Annotated in this window: 15 protein-coding genes; 5 read left to right on the top strand and 10 right to left on the bottom strand. The window is 51.4% G+C overall.

Annotated features, from left to right (window positions below):
- Nucleotides 1-2: 2 nt before the first annotated feature.
- Genes mshL through CLC93_RS04520 form a run of 5 tightly spaced genes read right to left on the bottom strand, consistent with a single transcriptional unit; the run spans nt 3 to nt 4,136 of the window.
- On the bottom strand, nt 3-1,667 hold the full coding sequence (gene mshL, locus CLC93_RS04540) for a pilus (MSHA type) biogenesis protein MshL (protein WP_095504762.1): 1,665 nt from the start codon (nt 1,665-1,667) through the stop codon (nt 3-5).
- 19 nt (nt 1,668-1,686) lie between these two features.
- Complete coding sequence (locus CLC93_RS04535; RefSeq protein WP_095504761.1) at nt 1,687-1,995, bottom strand: MSHA biogenesis protein MshK; 309 nt, start codon at nt 1,993-1,995, stop codon at nt 1,687-1,689.
- The gene (locus CLC93_RS04530; protein WP_095504760.1) at nt 1,988-2,671 is read right to left on the bottom strand and encodes an MSHA biogenesis protein MshJ; all 684 of its coding nucleotides are present in this window, start codon (nt 2,669-2,671) and stop codon (nt 1,988-1,990) included. Before CLC93_RS04530 ends, CLC93_RS04535 begins: the two co-directional genes overlap by 8 nt.
- A complete protein-coding gene (locus tag CLC93_RS04525) occupies nt 2,671-3,267 on the bottom strand; it encodes a PilN domain-containing protein (RefSeq protein ID WP_095504759.1) in 597 nt (198 codons plus the stop codon). The genes CLC93_RS04530 and CLC93_RS04525 overlap by 1 nt, the downstream gene beginning before the upstream one ends.
- Nucleotides 3,264-4,136, bottom strand: a complete 873-nt coding sequence (locus CLC93_RS04520) for an MSHA biogenesis protein MshI (protein ID WP_169902812.1) — start codon at nt 4,134-4,136, stop codon at nt 3,264-3,266. The genes CLC93_RS04525 and CLC93_RS04520 overlap by 4 nt, the downstream gene beginning before the upstream one ends.
- A 95-nt stretch (nt 4,137-4,231) precedes the next feature.
- Between CLC93_RS04520 and CLC93_RS04515 the strand changes: the two genes are divergently transcribed.
- A complete protein-coding gene (locus CLC93_RS04515; RefSeq protein ID WP_095504757.1) occupies nt 4,232-5,200 on the top strand; it encodes a 1-aminocyclopropane-1-carboxylate deaminase/D-cysteine desulfhydrase in 969 nt (322 codons plus the stop codon).
- Here CLC93_RS04515 and CLC93_RS04510 read toward each other — a convergent pair.
- Nucleotides 5,169-5,384 carry a hypothetical protein gene (locus tag CLC93_RS04510; protein ID WP_095504756.1) on the bottom strand — a complete coding sequence of 72 codons (216 nt, stop codon included), beginning with the start codon at nt 5,382-5,384 and terminating at the stop codon, nt 5,169-5,171. The two genes, CLC93_RS04515 and CLC93_RS04510, sit on opposite strands and share 32 nt — an antisense overlap.
- 480 nt (nt 5,385-5,864) lie before the next feature.
- On the opposite strand from CLC93_RS04510, the gene CLC93_RS04505 reads away from it, so the two are divergent.
- Nucleotides 5,865-8,285 carry an EAL domain-containing protein gene (locus CLC93_RS04505; protein WP_095504755.1) on the top strand — a complete coding sequence of 807 codons (2,421 nt, stop codon included), beginning with the start codon at nt 5,865-5,867 and terminating at the stop codon, nt 8,283-8,285.
- Here the strand turns inward: CLC93_RS04505 and CLC93_RS04500 are convergent.
- Nucleotides 8,282-9,241, bottom strand: coding sequence for a GlxA family transcriptional regulator (locus CLC93_RS04500; protein WP_095504754.1), 960 nt, complete (start codon nt 9,239-9,241; stop codon nt 8,282-8,284). The two genes, CLC93_RS04505 and CLC93_RS04500, sit on opposite strands and share 4 nt — an antisense overlap.
- Nucleotides 9,242-9,354: 113 nt before the next feature.
- Here CLC93_RS04500 and CLC93_RS04495 point away from each other — a divergent pair, with 113 nt between their 5' ends.
- Nucleotides 9,355-10,146 (top strand): MBL fold metallo-hydrolase, encoded by a 792-nt coding sequence (locus tag CLC93_RS04495; RefSeq protein WP_095504753.1) that lies wholly within the window; start codon nt 9,355-9,357, stop codon nt 10,144-10,146.
- Between the two features lie 105 nt (nt 10,147-10,251).
- On the opposite strand, the gene ssb is transcribed toward CLC93_RS04495, so the two are convergent.
- Both ssb and CLC93_RS04485 read right to left on the bottom strand, forming a co-directional pair.
- The gene (ssb, locus tag CLC93_RS04490) at nt 10,252-10,902 is read right to left on the bottom strand and encodes a single-stranded DNA-binding protein (protein ID WP_095504752.1); all 651 of its coding nucleotides are present in this window, start codon (nt 10,900-10,902) and stop codon (nt 10,252-10,254) included.
- Between the two features lie 21 nt (nt 10,903-10,923).
- The gene (locus tag CLC93_RS04485) at nt 10,924-12,291 is read right to left on the bottom strand and encodes an MFS transporter (RefSeq protein WP_095504751.1); all 1,368 of its coding nucleotides are present in this window, start codon (nt 12,289-12,291) and stop codon (nt 10,924-10,926) included.
- Between the two features lie 209 nt (nt 12,292-12,500).
- Between CLC93_RS04485 and uvrA the strand changes: the two genes are divergently transcribed.
- Both uvrA and CLC93_RS04475 read left to right on the top strand, forming a co-directional pair.
- Nucleotides 12,501-15,323 carry an excinuclease ABC subunit UvrA gene (uvrA, locus tag CLC93_RS04480; RefSeq protein ID WP_095504750.1) on the top strand — a complete coding sequence of 941 codons (2,823 nt, stop codon included), beginning with the start codon at nt 12,501-12,503 and terminating at the stop codon, nt 15,321-15,323.
- Nucleotides 15,324-15,528: 205 nt separating this feature from the next.
- Nucleotides 15,529-16,974 carry a DUF7467 domain-containing protein gene (locus CLC93_RS04475; protein ID WP_095504749.1) on the top strand — a complete coding sequence of 482 codons (1,446 nt, stop codon included), beginning with the start codon at nt 15,529-15,531 and terminating at the stop codon, nt 16,972-16,974.
- Here CLC93_RS04475 and CLC93_RS04470 read toward each other — a convergent pair.
- Nucleotides 16,971-19,355, bottom strand: coding sequence for a penicillin acylase family protein (locus tag CLC93_RS04470; RefSeq protein ID WP_095504748.1), 2,385 nt, complete (start codon nt 19,353-19,355; stop codon nt 16,971-16,973). The genes CLC93_RS04475 and CLC93_RS04470 overlap by 4 nt on opposite strands.
- Between the last annotated feature and the right edge of the window lie 26 nt (nt 19,356-19,381).

The raw sequence follows: 19,381 nt of genomic DNA, 5'->3' as shown, positions 1-19,381 counted from the left end.
GATTAACCTTCCTCCGGATACCAACGATCAAGTAACTGCTTGGAGCGCTCCAATTCGTCTTTCCAAGTGTCTGCGCCAACCACCACAGGCTTGAGCAAAATGACTAGCTCGGTTTTGCGGTTCTCTTTTGTTTTGTTGTTAAACAAGTGGCCCAGCACGGGAATATTGCGCAATACGGGTACGCCAGAATTGAGCTCAATTGCTTGGGTCTTCATCAAACCACCAATCACGACCACATCGCCACTGGCGGCCTTAATAACGGTATCTGACTCGCGAATTTCACTTTGCGCTAACGGCAAACTCAGGCTGCTATCGGCCACATCGATTTCTTTGATTTGCTCTTTGACATCGACCACTGAAGGGTGGACGTGCAGCAACACGTTACCTTCGTTGTCGATTTGCGGTGTCACATCTAGCGCGATGCCACTAAAGAAAGGGGTCAGCTCAACCGAAGGTGTGGTAATTGGACTGGTGCCAGTGACCGTGGTTGACGAAACGTCAGTAACAAAGTACTCGTCTACACCAACTTTAATGACGGCTTTTTGGTTGTTGGCGGCGGTTACTCGAGGGCTAGACAGCACATCCACATCGCCTTGCGTGTCTAGCAGGCTAATCATGCCGGCAAAGTCATTACCGCTGAATTTAAGCGAAGTGATACCACCGATGGCTCGAGTAATCTCGTCGCCTAACTCGCCTTGGGTGTTGCCAAAGGTAAACTCGGCGCTGCCGCTGCTGGCAACAATTTTTTCCCAGTGGATCCCTTGCTGGAATCCGTCATTTAGGGTCACTTCAACCACTTTGGCTTCCAAAATCACCTGGCGCTGCAAGTGGCTTTCGGCCGTTTTAATGAACTCGCGTACCTGACGCAGCTCATTGGGATAAGCGCGAATGGTCACCAGACCCGCTTGTGGGGTTACCACCACCTGCCGGCCATCGTCAGTCGAACCAATAATCGACTCCAGAGTGGTTTTTAGCTCTGCCCAGAAATTGGTTTCGGTGCGACTTTGGATAAAGGTACCGTTGGTGCGGTTTTGATTGTTCTGCCCCGACTGATTGTTCGAGCCCGAGTTAGAACCCGAGTTGTAATTGTTGCTGTTGTTGGAGCCAGAGCGGTTGTTGTTGTTTTGCTGGTCGCTGATTCGGCCCGAGTTAATGCTGGTTAAGCTAGTGCCATTGCGCTGCATGTACAGATAGTTAAGCGGAAAAGTTTCGGTGCGCATGCCGGCCGGGAAAACTCGTAGAATACGGCCATCCAGGCTGACTTCGTAACCGTATAAATCCTGAATCACGGTTAGCGCTTCCGATAAGGTCACGCCTTTTAGCGACAAGGTTACAGTACCCGAGACATTGGGGTGCAAAGCCACCGACAAGGGCGTGCCTTTCACTAGACTTGGGAACAGCACACGAGCATCGAGATCGTTAGCCGCCACGTCAAAACGACGTTCTTGCTGCAGGCTAGGCGAAAGCTCGGCCAATGGCGACAACCCTGACAGCTCTTGTGCTAACGCATCCGGCAAAACGGGCTTGGATACCCGCGCCGCTTGCTCCGCCTGAATCTGTGCCAGAGCCTGCTTCGATTCGGTTGGCTGTGGACGATCCGCGGTCGTCTGACACCCCAACAAAAACAAGGCAAAGATTGGTGCCACTGACTTATACAAAGTCGTCATTCCTATTTCCCCTAAATCCCTAATTTTTGGTGACGGTCGTAAAAAGAGTAAGTACTCGACCGTTTTCCAAACGCACCTGATTGTTATCTATGTAGTTGATGCGCATACCACTAACTCGCTGACCCACCTGGTAGGCCTGCTGGTTAATTACAGCGGTTTTTGCCCCGCCGTTTATCAATACTGCGTTAAGCACAAGCCCGGTACTCTCCACACTGAGCTCGCCTTTGACAGGCTCTAGGCCCACCGCTGGACGTGTTGGGTCCAATAATTGGGTCGCAGATACGCTACCCGCGAGCAAGCAGGTCAATGTCAGCAGCAGTTTAGTCATTTGAAGCAACACTAATGAACTCCTCTCGCATACTCACACTGTAAACTTCTAGCTGAAGCTGGCCCTTTGGATATTTGGCGACCTGATAATCCAGCTCGTACCAATACAAGTTCTCCGGTAACTCCTCTACCGCTACCAAAAACTTAAGCAAAGAAAAGTAATCCCCTTCCAGGGTCAAATTGATGCCGTGAGCATAAATATTGATGTCTTGCTCTGCGCTGGTATCGACATTGGCTTGCGTTTGCTGTGCCTGGTCTAACAGGGCAATCGGTGCCAGCGACTTAAACGACACCAGCTTGATGCCTTTTGCACTGCTTAGCACGCTAGAGAGCAAGGCTGGCATGTGTTGCGGCTCAACCATGTCCACCATTTCCGATTGCAACTGCTCTTCAATGGCCTGGTCTTGCGCCTCGATTTGCGCAAGCTTCTGCTCAAATGCCAAATTCGGGTCTTCGTTAAGACGAATTTCAAAGATTTGGTTTTGCTGTTCAAGCAGCTTAATCTCCTGCTGCTTGCCCTCGGCGCGACGCTCGCGCTCAACCCAATCTTGAATATTGGCGTCGATGAACGACCAACCTATGGCAAAAATCAATACAGCACAGCTCAGTCCAATGAGCACTCGCTCGCGCTGACTCAGGTGATCGAATTTATGACGATAAGTGGCCAATGCCTGCATTACTGCGCTCCCTCGTCTAAAAGACTACTCAGCACAAAGCTCAACGCCTGATTCTTTTGCGACTGCATGGTCATGCTGTGGAACGACTGGCCGCGCAGAGTTTCTGTGGTCTGTAATTGGTCAACCCATTTCGGCAAGCTGCTAGCCATAGTGGCGCCGCCTTCGAAGCGAAATTTACCTTCGCTGGCGTAGATTTGAGTCAACCACAAATCGCTGCGGTGCACGCTAGCTAAGTCTTTCATCAGCGGAGAAAAGCCGGTACTGGTGAGTCGTGAGCGCTCGTTTAGTTCGCGGATCAGCAGTTGTTTCATCGCAAGCTGACGCTCGCGACGGTTCACTTGCTCAACCAACTCTGGGCGTGGCGCGTGGGCTTTAACTCTGTCTTTAAGGTCGTTGTGGGTCTGCTGAGTCTGTGAAAGCTCTCGCTCCGCCACTCGCACCTCAGCAAGGGCCTGGCTGGCCTGCCAACTGGTAAACACGCCGATTAGCAGCATTATCACTAAAGCCGCTACGCTAAATAGCGCCAAACGGTCAAAGCTCAGGCGGTGCTGCTTGGGAAATAAGCTGTCGCTATAGAGATTGATGCGTGTCTTCATGACGCAACCTCCTGCTCAAGCTCCATCAAAGCCATTCTGGCCATAATCGGCGCTACGCTTTCAGCCGGCACTTGCTCTACCGCCTGATTGAAATTCTGATTTAACAAAGGTTGTAGTGCGTCGCCTTGATGGGATAACAGCAAGTTAATGCTTGATACTGGTGGCTGGCGCAATTGCGACTCGAAAAAGTCCATCGACCGCCGAACTTCCAGGCTCAGACGATCCGCCACATCTTGCTCGAGCTCACTCGACTGCGCATTGGCTAGCTGATTGAAACCGCGCAGACGACGCTGCAGATATAGCTCACCGTCTTTTACCACGGTCAGCAACATCTCTTGCTCAGGTAATTGCGAGAGCAACATGCGTGCACTCTCCTCACCGCTAAACAAGTGAGTGAGCGCAAGCTCCTCGATGACGACATGGCTAATGTTGATTTGATGATCTGCGGCAGACTGCAACACCTTAGACAGCCAAGATTTGCTGACTATCACAACGTTGACTTTATTGCTGCTGACCACCGGCGCCGAGAAGTAGTCGTAATGAATGTCGTCAACGCTGAGTGTGACTAGGTCTTTAATCGCCCACAACAGCGCCGGAGCAAGCTCATCGTTCGCGACTTTTGGGCGGTCTAGGGTAACAATTTGATAATGAGGAGGCGCGAGTACAAGCGCTGCATGCACCGCGCCTGTCGCTTCGGCGGCGGCTTTCATGGCGCCATCGAAGTCGTCTTCGAGCACCTTAAACTGCTCAACGACGGCTGGAGTGTCAGTGCCAGGCGCTAGGTAGGCGGTCAAGCTATCGACACCCAGATACAAGCCCGCCTTTTTCGCGGACGCACCGGATTTCCAAAACTGTAATCTGCGTAACAAGCCTTTATCCATAAAGCGTTACAAGGTCCAATTGACGATTTATAAGAGTTATTATGTAGCGACTATACCAAGTAATTCGGGCCCCATGTCTTCCCATGAGTTTTATTAGTGAGTTCAATCACCATAGCCGAGGCGCATCTGTCGACAGGATAACCCATTCTGTACTGAATTCCCATAATGTAACGCTTTGGTTAAAGAGGGATGACGCGATTCATCAGCTGATATCTGGCAACAAGTGGAGAAAGCTTAAATATCAGTTAGTTAACTCCAAAAATGATGGAGTTAAAACCCTGATAAGTTTCGGTGGTGCATTCTCTAATCATCTGCACGCACTAGCGGCCGCGGGCAATACTTTTGGATTTAACACAATCGGTGTCATTCGAGGGGAGTACGACCCTAACAACCCAACCTTAAAGCAACTGCAAGCCTTAGGGATGAAGCTAGAGTTTGTCAGTCGCAAAGAGTATCGAGACCGCCACGACCTCAACTACCAACAGAGCTGGCAGCAGCGAATTCCCAATAGCCGAGTCATCGCCGAGGGCGGTAGCAGCGAGCTCGCACTGCCTGGGGTAGCCGAAAGCGTTGATGAACTGTCGCAACAGCTGGGTGCGTTCGACGCACTGTTTTGTCCAGTCGGCTCGGGTGGCACTGTCGCCGGCTTAGTGCAAGGGGTGGTACAAGCGAAACTCAACACCAAGGTCTACGGTGTGTGTGCGGTAAAGGACAACTCCCTCGAGCACAAAATACAAGACTTGCTAAAAGATGTTGCCCTGATACCCGACTATCAGCTAATCAGCGGCTATGAGTGCGGTGGTTTTGCAAAAACCTCTAGCGAGCAATTCGCGCTGATTGACGACTTTTATCAAACCAACCAAATTGGCCTAGATCCGGTTTATACCAGCAAAATGATGTTGGCAATTTTTGATTGGGTCAGACGTGGAAGATTGGATGGGCAAACCGTCGTGGCGATTCATACCGGCGGCATGCAAGGCTGGCAAGGTATGAGCTACCTCAACCAGCTGCCGGTGGGATTTACGATTCCCGAATATGATATTTGCGTTTGAATTGCGAAGCGCGGCCAAAAAACCACACCAACACTGGAACCGGCAACAAGGCGGCTAAAAACTCAATCGCTTCGTTCGCGGCTACTTGATAAAAACAAGCCAGCACAAACAGTGCAACGAGAAACAGAATAACGCGATGGGCGTTTTTGTTTTTGGTAGAAAAAACGGCGTACCAATGAATCATGAAGGTTCCTAATTACCGCAGACGACTTATTCTTATTGTTTTAGCGAGTGCTGAAGTTTAACAAATTTTTTCTAAAAATAGATGCCCAGGTTCATCACCTGCGAGCTCACTTCATATTCGTCTTGCGAAAGGGATTATTAATAAACGAAAGTCGCTTGTAAAGGTCAAATTGTGAGCAATTAAACTGCTGTTTTGTAGGGTTAATTTTTAACAGCATTTTGACGGAATCACGTTTTTTTGACACCCATAACAACACACTTCAAAAACCGCTTAAGCCACTGTTTTAAAACAATTTATCTTGTAAATTAGCATTCCTGACTTGCTATTGTTTAATTTTCGAGCGAACATGGTAAAAATGGCACTTGTCAGTTATTTGGCAATTATTTCGAGGGAAGCGTTAAATAATTGTTTATTTTGAGTTATAACTATTCTTAGTGCTGTACGTTCGATTATTGGCAGTTTCGAAAGCAAGGACCGCGGATGCCACTCAAGTACAAAATTTTTAGCTCCATATTAATGGTCGTGATCTGCTTTATTTTGCTGGTCAACTTAGCCGTGAGCGGCATGATCAGTAATATGGTTCAGCAGCAAGCTATCACCACCATGGAGCGGGCAGCCACTGCCACAGAGCGCTACGAAAACCAGCGTCATCAACTCATTGCATCCCTCGCCCGCTTAGTCGCCGATTCGGCCTACTTGAAAAACCTGATGATCGAAGCCCATCGCCAACGCGCGCTGCCTAAGATCGACCCGAGTAAACTGACTACCTCAAACAATGCGCCGCTGCAGCTCATCCTAAATAGCGACGCCAAGCTGTTGTTCCACCTTCAACAACCCCAGCAAAGAGGCGAAGACCTGTCGTTAATGCCTGGCATCGACGCGGTCAAACAAGGCGAGTCCTTTAAAGGTTATTGGACGCTAGATGACAAGATGTACCAAGTGGCGGTAGCGCCGGCACTGGTGGCCGACAGAGTCATCGGCATGGTGGTGTCTGGTTACGAGCTGGCCAGCCCTAATCACCTACAAGTGATAGAGCAGATCAGCGGAGTAACGGCGTTCACCCTAAAACAAAATAACGCGGTGAGTTTGGGCAGTAACCCCCACCCATTGGCTGATATCGTTTATGCATCGCGCCAACCCGAAGCCAAGCTGGTGAGCAAAATTGGCGAGCAACGTCTGATCAATGTGGAACTCAACGGCTGGCAACACTACCTATTACCCATAGAGCTCAATCAACCCGATCACTACGTGGTCTTGTTTCACTCCATCGACACTCTGAGCAGCAGTGTCGGTCCCATACGCAACATCACTTTGGTTAGCAGCTCGATAGCACTGGCGCTTGGAGTGGTGGTTAGCTGGTTGTTGGCGATGCGAATTAGCCGCCCGATGAAAGAGCTGACAGACGCTGCCAAAGTGTTTGGCGACGGTAACCTAGATTACCGAGTCAAACTCAGCTCTGACGATGAAATTGGCAAGCTGGCGAACGCCTTTAATGCCATGGCGGGCGATCTACAAAAGCAGGAAGAGAAAGCCATTGAGCTGGCTTATCGCGATTCTCTCACCAACCTGCCCAACCGTCGCCACTTCAACGAACAATTGGAGCGCTTGGTGTCTTTGGCGAAACAGCAAAAACGCCAAATTGCCGTGTTGTTTATCGACTTGGATAACTTTAAGCGAATTAATGACTCCTTGGGGCATAGCGCCGGTGATAGTCTGTTGATTCAACTGGCCGAGCGCCTTTCCTCGGTGATCCGCAGCAGCGACTACATATCCTGGTCTATTGAAAACAACGCCAAAGTCCAAATAAGCCGTCTCGGTGGTGACGAGTTCACCGTGATCATCGATCGAATTCAAGATGCCAACTGTGTCGCGTCAATCGTCAAACGAGTGCGCTCGGTATTCGTCGAGCCCTTCATGTTGGAAAACCATGAGGTTACGGTAAGCGCCAGTATCGGTATTTCGATTGCGCCGCAAGACGGAACCGACGGTGAGAGCTTGATGAAGCACGCCGATTCGGCCATGTATGCCGCCAAGTTTTCCAGTAACAGCAAGGTCAAATTCTTTGCCCCAGAAATGGAAGCCAAAGAGTACCGACTGTTGAAACTAGAGAGTGACATTCACCGCGCCATCAAAGAAAAAGAATTCACGGTTCACTACCAGCCTTTCGTCGACCTCAAACGCAACAAGATCATTGGAGCCGAGGCCTTAGTGCGTTGGCAACATCCCAAAGATGGCATCATTTATCCCGATGCCTTTATCGAGCAGGTAGAACAGCTTGGGGTAATTGTCGAACTCGGTGAATACGTACTACTCAGCGCGTGTAAGCAATTCTCCGCTTGGCGTAAAGCCGGCTATGACTTGGAAAAGCTGGCGGTTAATGTGTCGACCCTGCAACTACAGCACCCTAAGTTCATTGAGCGCTTCCGCCACATTTTGCAGTACACCAAGGTGCCACCGAACTTCGTTGAGGTGGAAATCACTGAGAGCGTTCTGGTAGGGAATGCCAACAAGACAGTGGCACTGTTTAGAGAACTGCAAGCCATGGGCGTTAAAATCGCTATCGATGACTTTGGCACCGGCTACTCGTCGCTGAGCTACTTGAAACAGTACCCAATCAACATTCTCAAAATCGACAAGAGCTTTGTGTCAGAGATCATCAGCGCTTCGCCCAACACGGGCATTGTCTCGGCCATCATCGCCATGGCCAAGAGTTTGAATTTGGACATAGTCGCTGAAGGTGTAGAAAACGATTGGCACGTTCACTTCTTAAAGCAAAAGCAGGTGAATATTGTGCAAGGCTACTTCTACAGTCGTCCGCTGCCGCCAATTCAGTTCGAGAAAATTTTGCAGCAAAGCAATTGGAACAAATCCAAGCCAGCGGAAATCGATCAAGAGTCCTAAGCTTTGGCGGCAAATGCTTGTCGCCACTGCTTTGGAGATATACCGTAAGCCAACTTAAACTGTTTCCGATAGACTCCCTCATTACTGAATCCAGACAATTCTGCCACTCGAGCGATCCCCAACCCCACTTCTTCTAGTAGCTGTTGCGAGTAATTCAGGCGTTGGTTTATCAGCCACTGAGTGAAGCTGATACCAGTCAACGCCTTAAATCGACGGGTAAAGCTGCGACGGCTCATGGCACTTTGCTCAGCCGCACTATCCAAGGTTACCGGTGCCGATAGATCGGCCAAGATACGCTCTATGGTGTTGCGGATCCCCACTTGCGTTACTTGAGCTTCTGGCAACACAGTCGGTATGAACTGCTTTTGACCACCACTGCGATAGGGGGGAGCAACTAATAATCGAGCGACTTCGGTTGCCGTCGCATTACCCAACTGATTTCGCAAAAGATGAAGACAGCAATCGAGTCCAGCGGCGGTACCGGCTGACGTTAGCACACTGTCCTGCTCGACAAACAGAGGATTTGGGTCGAGTTCCACCTTGGGAAACAGTTGACGAAACTGCTCTGCGTAGGCCCAGTGGGTGGTGGCCTTTCGACCGTCTAGCAGGCCCGCGTAGGCCAGCACAAACGCGCCCAAACAAAGACCTACTAGCTGCGCTCCCCGCTCCTGAGCCAAACACAAACCGTCAAGTAACTCCCGCGAGGGGCTGACCTCTAGCTTGTCCCAGCTCGGAATAATGATGATGTCGGCGCTAGCGAGCCAATCCAGCCCCTCGCGTACCTCAAGGCCTAAGGGCGATGCGCTGTCAAAGCGTCCCGGAGACTCGGCGCAAACCCTGACGTCAAAGGGCTTAGTGCCGATAAAAGCATCGTGAAACACCAAACAGGGAACCGCCAGATGGAAGGCACTGATTTGTGGAAAAGCCAAAATGGCGACTTTCTGCTGTGTAGACATGGAGCGGCTCCAGTTTGGCCCGATATGAGCGAATTATGTCTCTTAGGCCAATGTCGCGCAAATCTGTGCTGAGGCAAACTGTGCAACAAGCTTGACCCAACCTTGGAACTGTTATGAAAATTCACCACTTGCGCAGCGCGACCTTCATTATTGAATCTGGCGACACTTTTATCCTGGTGGACCCTATGTTAGGTGCTGCGGGCTCCCTGCCACCATTCAGCCTGATGCGCTTTAAAGCTCAAAAAAATCCGCTTGTAGACTTACCCACTAACGCTGACGCTCTACTCGATAAAGTGACCCATTGCTTGCTGACTCACTCCAATACTTTTGGAATAAAAGCGCTTCAGCACGCCGATCACTTAGACCCAGCCGGCGAGCAGTTCCTGATTAAACGCAATATTCCAGTGGCCACTCCGCAAAAAGACGCCAGCTATTTAGAAGCCAAAGGGATCAACGTCAGTACACCGCTTAAAGCCTGGCAGCCACAGGCCTTTGCCGGCGGCACTGTGACACCAGTGCCCTGTCAGCACGGCCACGGTTGGATCCACAAGCTAATGGCAAATGGCTTTGGTTTAGTATTGGAACTGCCCAATGAGCCGAGTATCTACATTAGCGGCGATACTGTGTACACCACAGACGTCAAGCGAGCCCTCACTGAGCTCAAACCGGATATTACTGTGGTCGCCGCCGGACAGGCGCAAATGGACGTGGGTCAGCCATTGTTGATGGCACTGGATGAAGTGTTGGCCTTTATCCAAGCTTCCCCAGGTCGGGTGATAGCCAACCACATGGAAGCGTTAAACCACTGCCCGGTTGACCGAGCCACTCTGGCCAAGGGCCTCGAACAAAAAGGGATAAGGGACAAGGTTTATATCCCTCAAGACGGTGAAACCATAGCTCTGTAACCATTGCTCTGTGACCCTGGCGCTACAGCCCTAATGCTGTAATTGGCGCAGACACAAAAAAGCCCCGCTGAGCGGGGCTTATTGATTTTGGCTGACAAATCCGATTTAGAACGGGATATCGTCGTCCCAACCGTCATCCAAATCTGGCGTGTGGCTGGTTTGCTGCTGTGGCTGCTGCGCTGGACGCTGCTGTTGTTGCTGCTGGAAGCCGCCACCTTGGTTGTTTTGCTGGGTGTTATTTTGTTGAAAGCCCTGCTGAGGCGCTGCCGCTTGAGCTGGCTGTTGTGCCGGCTGTTGCGCTGGACGCTGCTGAGCGGAACCTTGCTGCTGGAAGTTACCCTGGCCTTGAGCCTGTTGTTGGAAACCACCACCTTGGCTTTGCTGACCGCCAAAGCTCTGACCTTGACCACCGCCTTGACCACGGCTGTCTAGCATTTGCATTTCGTTAGCCACGATCTCTGTGGTGTAACGATCTTGGCCAGACTGATCTTGCCACTTACGGGTCTGCAGTTTGCCTTCTAGGTAAACCTTAGAACCTTTCTTCAAGTACTCACCAGCAATCTCCGCCAAACGACGGTACATAACGATGCGATGCCACTCGGTACGCTCTTGCTGCTGACCTTGTTGGTCTTTCCAAGACTCACTGGTAGCAACGGTTAGGTTGGCTACTGCGTTGCCGTTAGGCATGTAACGTACTTCCGGGTCGTTGCCCAGGTTTCCTACAATGATGACTTTGTTGATGCCGCGACTGGCCATCTTTCTCTCCAGTATTCCGTATTAATCGATAGAGCCTATCACAGCTCGAGCTTGGCTTAAATCGAATTGATCGTCGACTTTTAAATAGGCTGCATTTTCTTCCAAAACCACTATGGCTTCAACCACACCTACCAGCGCGCTTAGCTCAGTAGCCAGCTGCTGCGCCGCAGGTTTGTCGTTGACTTGAGTCGACAGGGTGAAGCTCTTTAATAGCTTAGGGTTTTGCATTCCAAAACTCAGCCCAAACCAAAAAATAATCAGCAAAGCTCCCCCAAAAAACACTCCGCTCGCCCCCACAAATTGGTAGGCGGCACCGCCGAGCATACCGCCCAAGAAAGCACCGAAGAACTGACTGGTGGAGTAAACCCCCATGGCAGAGCCTTTCTCACCAGTGGGGCAAAACTTTGAGATTAAGCTTGGCAGTGAGGCCTCTAAGAAATTAAAGCCAACGAAAAATAATAATAAAGCGGTGGCCAATGCCCACAAGCTGTGAGGCAAAAAGCCCATGATCAGCAATGAGGTGATCATCAATAGCATGGCAAATTGAAAGGTCTGCTTGGAGGCGTTGCGCTTCATGCTGTAGATAATCAGCGGCACCATCAGCACAAAGGCAGCGGCAAAGGCTGGAAAATACAGTTGCCAGTGGCGCTCTTTGGCAAGCCCTGCATCCACCAAATCCAGTGGCAAGGCCACAAACACTGCCGTCAGTACCAAATGCAGAATAAGAATCCCAATATCTAGACGCACTAGCTGAGGATCTTTTAGCATTTTAAGCAAACGCTTTGGCGAGGGTGTAGTATCGCCAGCAGGCGCTTTGGTAATGGGGGTCGGTACAAACCAAGCCACCACAGCCATACCACCCACTGCAAAGGCGGCGGTCATCAAGAACAAGCCATCCAGTCCAAACTGCTCGGCAGCAACCGGGCCAACCAAGAGTGACAAAGCGAATGACAAACCAATACAAGCACCGATAATCGCCATCACCTTGGTGCGTTGCTGCTCGCGGGTTAAATCGGCAGCCAAGGCTAGTACCGCAGACGCAATTGCCCCCATGCCTTGCAACGCTCGACCTATCACGACTTCATAAATGGTATCGGCGTTGGCGGCGACCAAGCTACCAAGCGCAAAGATACTCAGGCCCAAAAGGATGACGGGTTTGCGCCCCCAACGGTCTGACAAGACTCCCATAGGAATTTGCAGCATGGCCTGAGTCAAGCCATAAGCGCCAATTGCGACACCTACCCAAAATGGCGTGATCCCTTCTAAGTGAGTGGCGTACAAAGCAAAGACAGGCAGAATCATGAAAAGGCCCATCATACGCAGGCCGAATACGCTGGCTAAGGTTATGGCGACTTTACGCTCCAGACCGGAGAGTCCATTGGCCGACATGGCTAGCTTCCTTTATTTTCTTGATGAAATTTATGGTTCGATAGGGGCGCGATGTTAGCAGTTTCAGGGGCTTGATCCTACCGCTGAAGACGATTCAGCCAGATACTTGAGCTAACTTCTCGGATTTACTCACGTTATCAGATAAGTGGTGATCCCAAAAGGCGGTTCGTGCGATACTGGGGGTTTTCTCGTTTTGGCTCATTGGTGCTATGGATAAGATAGACGTACGGGGCGCTCGCACCCACAATCTTAAGAACATCAATCTCAGCATTCCTCGCGATAAGCTCATTGTGATCACAGGCCTTTCAGGCTCGGGCAAGTCGTCGTTGGCATTTGATACTCTGTACGCAGAGGGTCAGCGTCGCTACGTTGAATCCTTGTCAGCCTACGCTCGTCAGTTTTTGAGTTTGATGGAAAAGCCCGATGTGGATCATATCGAAGGCTTAAGCCCTGCGATTTCTATCGAACAGAAGTCCACCAGCCACAACCCCCGTTCTACCGTGGGTACCATTACAGAGATCCACGACTATCTGCGTTTATTGTTCGCTCGCGTGGGTGAACCTCGCTGTCCAACTCACGGACAAGCACTGACCGCACAAACCGTCAGCCAAATGGTCGACAAGGTATTAGAGCTACCCGCAGACAGTCGCCAAATGCTTTTAGCCCCAGTGGTCAAAGCCCGTAAAGGCGAGCACGTTAAGCTACTCGACTCACTAGCGGCGCAGGGCTACATTCGCGCTCGAATCGATGGCGAGGTGCACGACCTCTCGGATCCACCTGAGCTGGACTTGCACGTTAAACACACCATCGAAGTGGTGGTCGACCGCTTTAAGGTGCGTCCAGACATCAAGCAACGTCTGGCGGAGTCCTTTGAAACCGCCCTCGAGCTTGCTGGCGGTGTGGTGCACGTGGTGGAAATGGGCGAGGACGCGTCAGAGCCTTTGGTATTTTCGGCCAACTTCGCCTGTCCGCATTGTGGCTATTCGGTGACCGAACTCGAGCCACGGATTTTCTCTTTTAACAATCCCGCCGGCGCTTGTGGTACTTGCGATGGTTTGGGCGTACAGCAGTTTTTTGACGAAAACCGAGTGGTCACCAATGAAGACCTAAGCTTGGCCGGCGGCGCGGTGCGCGGCTGGGATCGCCGCAACTTTTACTACTTCCAGATGCTGACCTCATTGGCGGAGCACTATCTATTCGACATTGAAGCGCCCTACTCTGAACTGAGCGACAAAGCTAAGAAAGTGGTGCTCTATGGTTCTGGGCGCGAGAAGATTAACTTCCGCTACATGAACGACCGCGGTGACGTGGTGGTGCGCAACCATCCCTTTGAAGGCATTCTGAACAATATGGAGCGCCGCTATCGCGAAACCGAGTCCAACGCGGTACGCGAAGAGCTGGCCAAGTACGTATCAACCCAAGCCTGTAAAGCCTGCGGTGGCAGCCGTTTGCGCGAAGAAGCGCGCAATGTATTCATCGATGACGTCAATCTGCCCGAAGTCAGTAATTGGTCGATTGGCCAAGCATGTCAGTACTTTGAAAGCCTGGCGTTGACCGGTCAACGCGCCCAAATCGCCGCCAAAATTCTAAAAGAGATTGGCGATCGCTTGGGCTTCTTGGTCAACGTCGGTCTTAACTACCTGACCTTATCTCGCAGCGCCGAAACCCTTTCCGGCGGTGAGGCGCAGCGTATTCGCTTGGCCAGCCAAATTGGCGCGGGCTTAGTCGGTGTGATGTACGTACTCGACGAACCCTCTATTGGATTGCACCAAAGGGACAACGAGCGACTACTGAAAACCCTGCTGCACTTGCGCGATTTGGGTAACACAGTGCTGGTAGTTGAGCACGATGAAGATGCCATTCGTCTGGCGGATCACGTGATTGATATTGGCCCTGGTGCCGGTGTTCACGGCGGTGAAGTAGTCGCTAGCGGCGCCCTTGCTGATATTTTAAACAGTGAGGACTCACTGACTGGTCAATACCTATCCGGTAAGAAGTCGATTGCTGTGCCTAGTGAGCGCACGCCAATGGACCCAGACCAGCAAATTAAACTGTTTGGCGCTAGTGGTAACAATCTCAAGGCGGTGGACTTGTCGATCCCTGTGGGTTTGCTTACCTGCGTCACTGGCGTATCAGGCTCGGGTAAGTCCACTCTAATCAACGACACCTTTTATCGCATCGCCCACAAGGTATTGAACAAAGCGGTCAATGACGAGCCTGCGCCTTACACCAAGGTAGAAGGCATGGAGCAGTGCGATAAGGTAGTGGACATCGACCAAAGCCCAATTGGTCGTACACCTCGTTCAAATCCCGCGACTTACACCGGAATATTTACCCCGATCCGCGAGCTATTTGCCGCCACTCAGGAAAGCCGCAGTCGCGGTTATAAACCCGGCCGTTTCTCCTTTAACGTCAAAGGCGGTCGTTGCGAAGCCTGTCAGGGCGACGGTGTCATCAAAGTAGAAATGCACTTCCTGCCCGACGTGTACGTGCCTTGTGATGCCTGTGCCGGTAAGCGCTACAACCGCGAAACCTTAGAAGTTCTGTACAAAGGTAAGAACATCCATCAGGTGCTGGATATGACGGTGGAAGAAGCGCGAAGCTTCTTTGATGCGGTACCAGCGATTGCCCGCAAGCTGCAAACCCTAATGGACGTAGGCCTAAGCTATATTCGTTTGGGCCAAAGCGCGACCACGCTTTCCGGCGGTGAAGCACAGCGGGTTAAGCTCGCCAAAGAGCTGTCGAAACGGGACACGGGCAAGACCCTATATATTCTGGATGAACCGACTACCGGCCTTCACTTCCAGGACATTCAAATGCTGCTCGACGTATTGCACCGTCTGCGAGATCACGGCAATACCATCGTCGTCATTGAGCACAACTTGGATGTCATCAAAACTGCCGACTGGATTGTAGACCTTGGGCCGGAAGGCGGCTCGGGTGGTGGTGAGATCTTAGTTGCAGGTACGCCAGAAGCGATAGCTGAGTGCGAGCACTCCCACACGGCTAGATTCTTAAAGCCAATGCTCTAAAAACTCACAAGCGCACCAACCGGTGCGCTTTTTTTCGATGCTATAACTGACTGAAAAAAAGCACATATTTAAAGACTAGCTAAAGTCGTCTGATTTTCTGCCTCAGTTTTCCTATAAGCCTTCCTAGACTACCTATACTTTAGCAACGCTCATCGCAGATCCTGCGGCACTTCGCAGGGTTTAGCGAAGACTAAGGAGAGTTGTTATGAAGCTTTATCCCCGTAGTTCTCTTAAGAAAATCTCATTAGCGGTTGGCATAGGTATTATGGCGGCGTTTTCTAGCGCTAGCTTGGCGGATGGTGATGAATATCTCGGTCCTGTGGTGTCTGCCGACGTTCAAACTGCATTAATGAACGGTAACCGCATTCGCATCGCCGGTACCGGCTTACACGACGAGCAAGAAGTCCCCAACATTCCCAACGAAATCAGCTTTACCCTGAATCCTGGTGAAACCGTCGAGCGCGTCTTGCTCTATTGGCAAGTGTTTGACGATGATTTGGCCTATGACACGGACATCGATGTCAGTCGCAATGGTGGCACCGACATGATGGTAAGTGGTGAGGTAATTGGGGAGTTTGTCAGTACGTTAGGAGGCTCCCCCGCGCCATCTTTTTACGGTGCTTACAGTGCAACCATCCGCGCTGATGTCACCGACATGAATTTGATACAAACTGGATCGAATACCCTGACGATAGACGGGTTAAATTTGATCGCACTGCCCAATGCCAACTTTGGTGACGATGGCAAAAACGGTGCCGGTATCTTAGTGATTCTCAGCGACGGCAGCAGCACAGAAGTTCAACTGGCCGATGGTCATGACGCCGCTTGGTGGCAACGCAGTGGTACCTTGGGATCAACCGTCCCCGTAGTTTTTAACTTCGCCCCAAGCGCTAGCGAGCGTATGGCGAGCATGTCGATGTTTGTCGCCAGTGTCGAAGGCGCCCAAGCGGGCAATGACCGCCCTAACATCATTCGATTCACCAGTGGCGGTGTAGTCACCGAGGTTTACGACCAGCTCACCTCAAACCGCGGCTTTGAGTGGGACGACTATCAAAACGATGCTGTGGTTATTCCCGCGAGCGCCGACAGTTTACAGGTCGAAATATTGTCCGCCGCTGAAGGTGGAGGCCCTTACTCGAGTGATGGTGGTGTAGACCCTGCCTCATTCGTCTGGCTAACCGCCGGCTTAACCATACAACCCGAGGCCATGGATGCCTGTCCTGACGGCCAACGTCCAAAAGTACTGACCTTCCGTTACCTAGGTGGCAGCTGTGCCATGTCGGATAACCAACAAACCGACTTTAAATGCCAAGGCGATTTAGACGGCACACCTGATGTGATGCTGAAATACACCGACAAATTTAACGGCAACAAAGCTCAGTGGGCCGCCAAAATTCAAGGCGCCAACAACGATGGCTACGTTAGCTTGATGCCAAACGAATCCTTTACCTTGTACACCGATAGCAGTAATCGACTGCCTCCGCAGACCCAGTTTGTGATAAAAGCTGAGCAATCCATGCAGTGGCTGGACATTCACACCTCTTGCTCACAGCCACTTAATATTGGCGATCGCTATGGTTCGCTAGAGCTGATTGGGTTTGAAACTCGAGACTTTGGCCCGAGTAACAATCAGGGTGGAGGAAAACCTTAACTCTTTGGAACTAAGGTCAACTGCCACTGACTAGTCCCAGCCTTCAGCGGGCTGGGGCGACCTTCCACCCAATCCTGATGGCCGCTTTTAAAGAATGGCGACAGCGGATGACCGCTTTGCCCGCCTGGCATGTGGAAAACTGCCTTGTCTTCATTTCCCGGCGAGACAATTAAGCGCTGACTCGCGCCAAATCGGCGTCCTTGTACCCGTGGCATGTCGGTATCACCGGCCATAGCTTGCGTGGGTACCGACAAGACTCCACTGATTAAATCGGGAGTCCAATCGGGTAGTAGCCGGGCAAAAGGATGAGTGACTTGCAGCTGGTTGTGCTGCCCCCAGCGCGCGGCTTGCAAGTGACCGTGACGCTCTATCAAGTCTTGAGCGGCTAGATCCAACAACACTAGCATCCATTCGTCCCAACTTTGATGAGGAGCAGGCACCCAATGTCTGGGTTTTACATTTGCCAATTGCCACATCGCCTGTTCTTTTTGTCGCAAGCGTCGCAACTGGCCGGGTTTAAATTTAAGACCTGCTTGCTGCTCTAAGTAGGCTTGAACCGCTTGGTACAAGCCCTGACGATAGCGGCGGTGGAACTGACGAACCACAGTATAGGCCGCGTCGTCTTTGGCAGCATGGCCACTCCAGTCGTCAAGTAACTGGACTATGGCGTGTTGCTGATTGGTCAAGCTCGATTGGCTTTGTAGCAGTATCTGCAGATAGTCACGCCAACGCTCTAAGAACAAGGCCTCGTCATCCAGCGCAATGGCCAACATGCCGGCTTCATCGATTTGCTGTTGTGCTTGCAAGCGCTGGGCGATTTGCCCACCACGAGCTCCGGTGGCATAACCACCATCGCCCACTTGGGTAAACATACCGTCCCCCATCATGCGAGCATTGGCGGTCCACAGTCGATGCTCGGGTGGGTTGATCATTTTCGGATAGTCTTGATGCGCCAACCAGCCAATCCAGGTTTGAGCGGCTTGCTGCCATGGCACCCTTTGGTTTGATACCGTGCGTCCTCGCAGGGGCATCTTGCCGCCGAGGGTCCAACCTATGCGCCCCTGTTCATCCACCACTAAGCAATTTTGTGGTGGAATACCTGAGTTCTGACACACTTCGATGCCTTGCTCCAAGCTTTTGGCCAGCGCCATATCCGCAAGATTGAAATTGGTTGCTGCTGGAAAGTGCGCGAGCCATCGAATGGCGACAGTGGCACCGTCCAGCCCAGTGGTTACCGGCCCCCAATGGCTGTGACGCAATTGCACAGTTTGCGCCTGCTGCCCTTTGACTTGAATGCTCTCTTCGAAGACTTCAAAGGGACGCCAACCGTCCGAGGTGCGATAATTTTCGCCCGAGTCATCCACTTCCAACACGATTTGATCGCTCCAATCGCCGTAGCTGTTGGTAAAGCCCCAGGCAACATGAGTGTTTGAACCGACCACCACCACAGGTGCTCCTGGTAAGGTAACGCCGTACAAGGACACGTCTTCACCTTCGTGGCTGTAGTGCAACTCGGCTCGATACCAAGTGTTGGGTAGCCTTAATCCTAGGTGCATATCGTTAGCGAGTATCGCCCCGCCAGTGCTTGTCAGCGCACCAGCCACTGCCCAGCTATTGCTGCCGAGAATATTGGCTTGGGGCTCCCAAACTTGGGCGACGGGCGATGACAATTGGTCGAGTCGAATGACACTCTCGTCCGGAACTTGGGCACTATCAAAACTGCTGCCATCCAAAGCGCTGTCCCAATCTGTCCCAGCAGGCGATAGATATTCCAGTAGTTGTTGACTGCCGTAGTCGGCCACCAAACTACGGGTGGCATCATACTCTGCTTGCTCGTCATTAAGATCGGTAAACATGGCGTAGACGGTGAGTAGCGTATCCTCTGGCTGCCAAGCTCTTGGCTCTTGACCTAACAACCAATATTCAAAGGGTTTACTCTCAAGCTGATTCAACCCCTGATTTACTCCAGCACTGTAGGCCTCAACTAGTTCTACTTTCTCTGCAGACCATCCCTCAATCGCTAGCTTGGCAGTCTGTTTGAGCTGATGCATTCGCATCCGTTTGTCACTATCGATAGCAGCACTGCCAAACAATTCGGCTAACTCGCCCGCGGCCAAACGGCGACTCAGATCCATCTGAAAAAAACGCTCTTGTGCGTGCAACAAACCCAATGCGACGTAGGCATCTCGACGAGATTGCGCCACAATACTCACCAAGCCCTGAGCATCGCGGTCAATTTGAACTGGGTTGTCGAGATTGGCCAGACTAATACTGCCCTCCAATTGAGGTAGACTGGCTTTCAGTTGCTGATAGCCGAACCCTGCGCCCACCACCAGCGCTACTACAATCAGTAAAAACAACCGCCATACCCACTTGCCCATTGCTACACTTTCCTTATTCGTTTCCT

The organism is Paraferrimonas sedimenticola, from assembly GCF_002282855.1.
Taxonomy (GTDB): Bacteria; Pseudomonadota; Gammaproteobacteria; order Enterobacterales; family Shewanellaceae; genus Paraferrimonas; species Paraferrimonas sedimenticola.
Note: the sequence above shows the minus strand (reverse complement) of the source record. Positions and strands in the feature narration are given on the sequence as shown.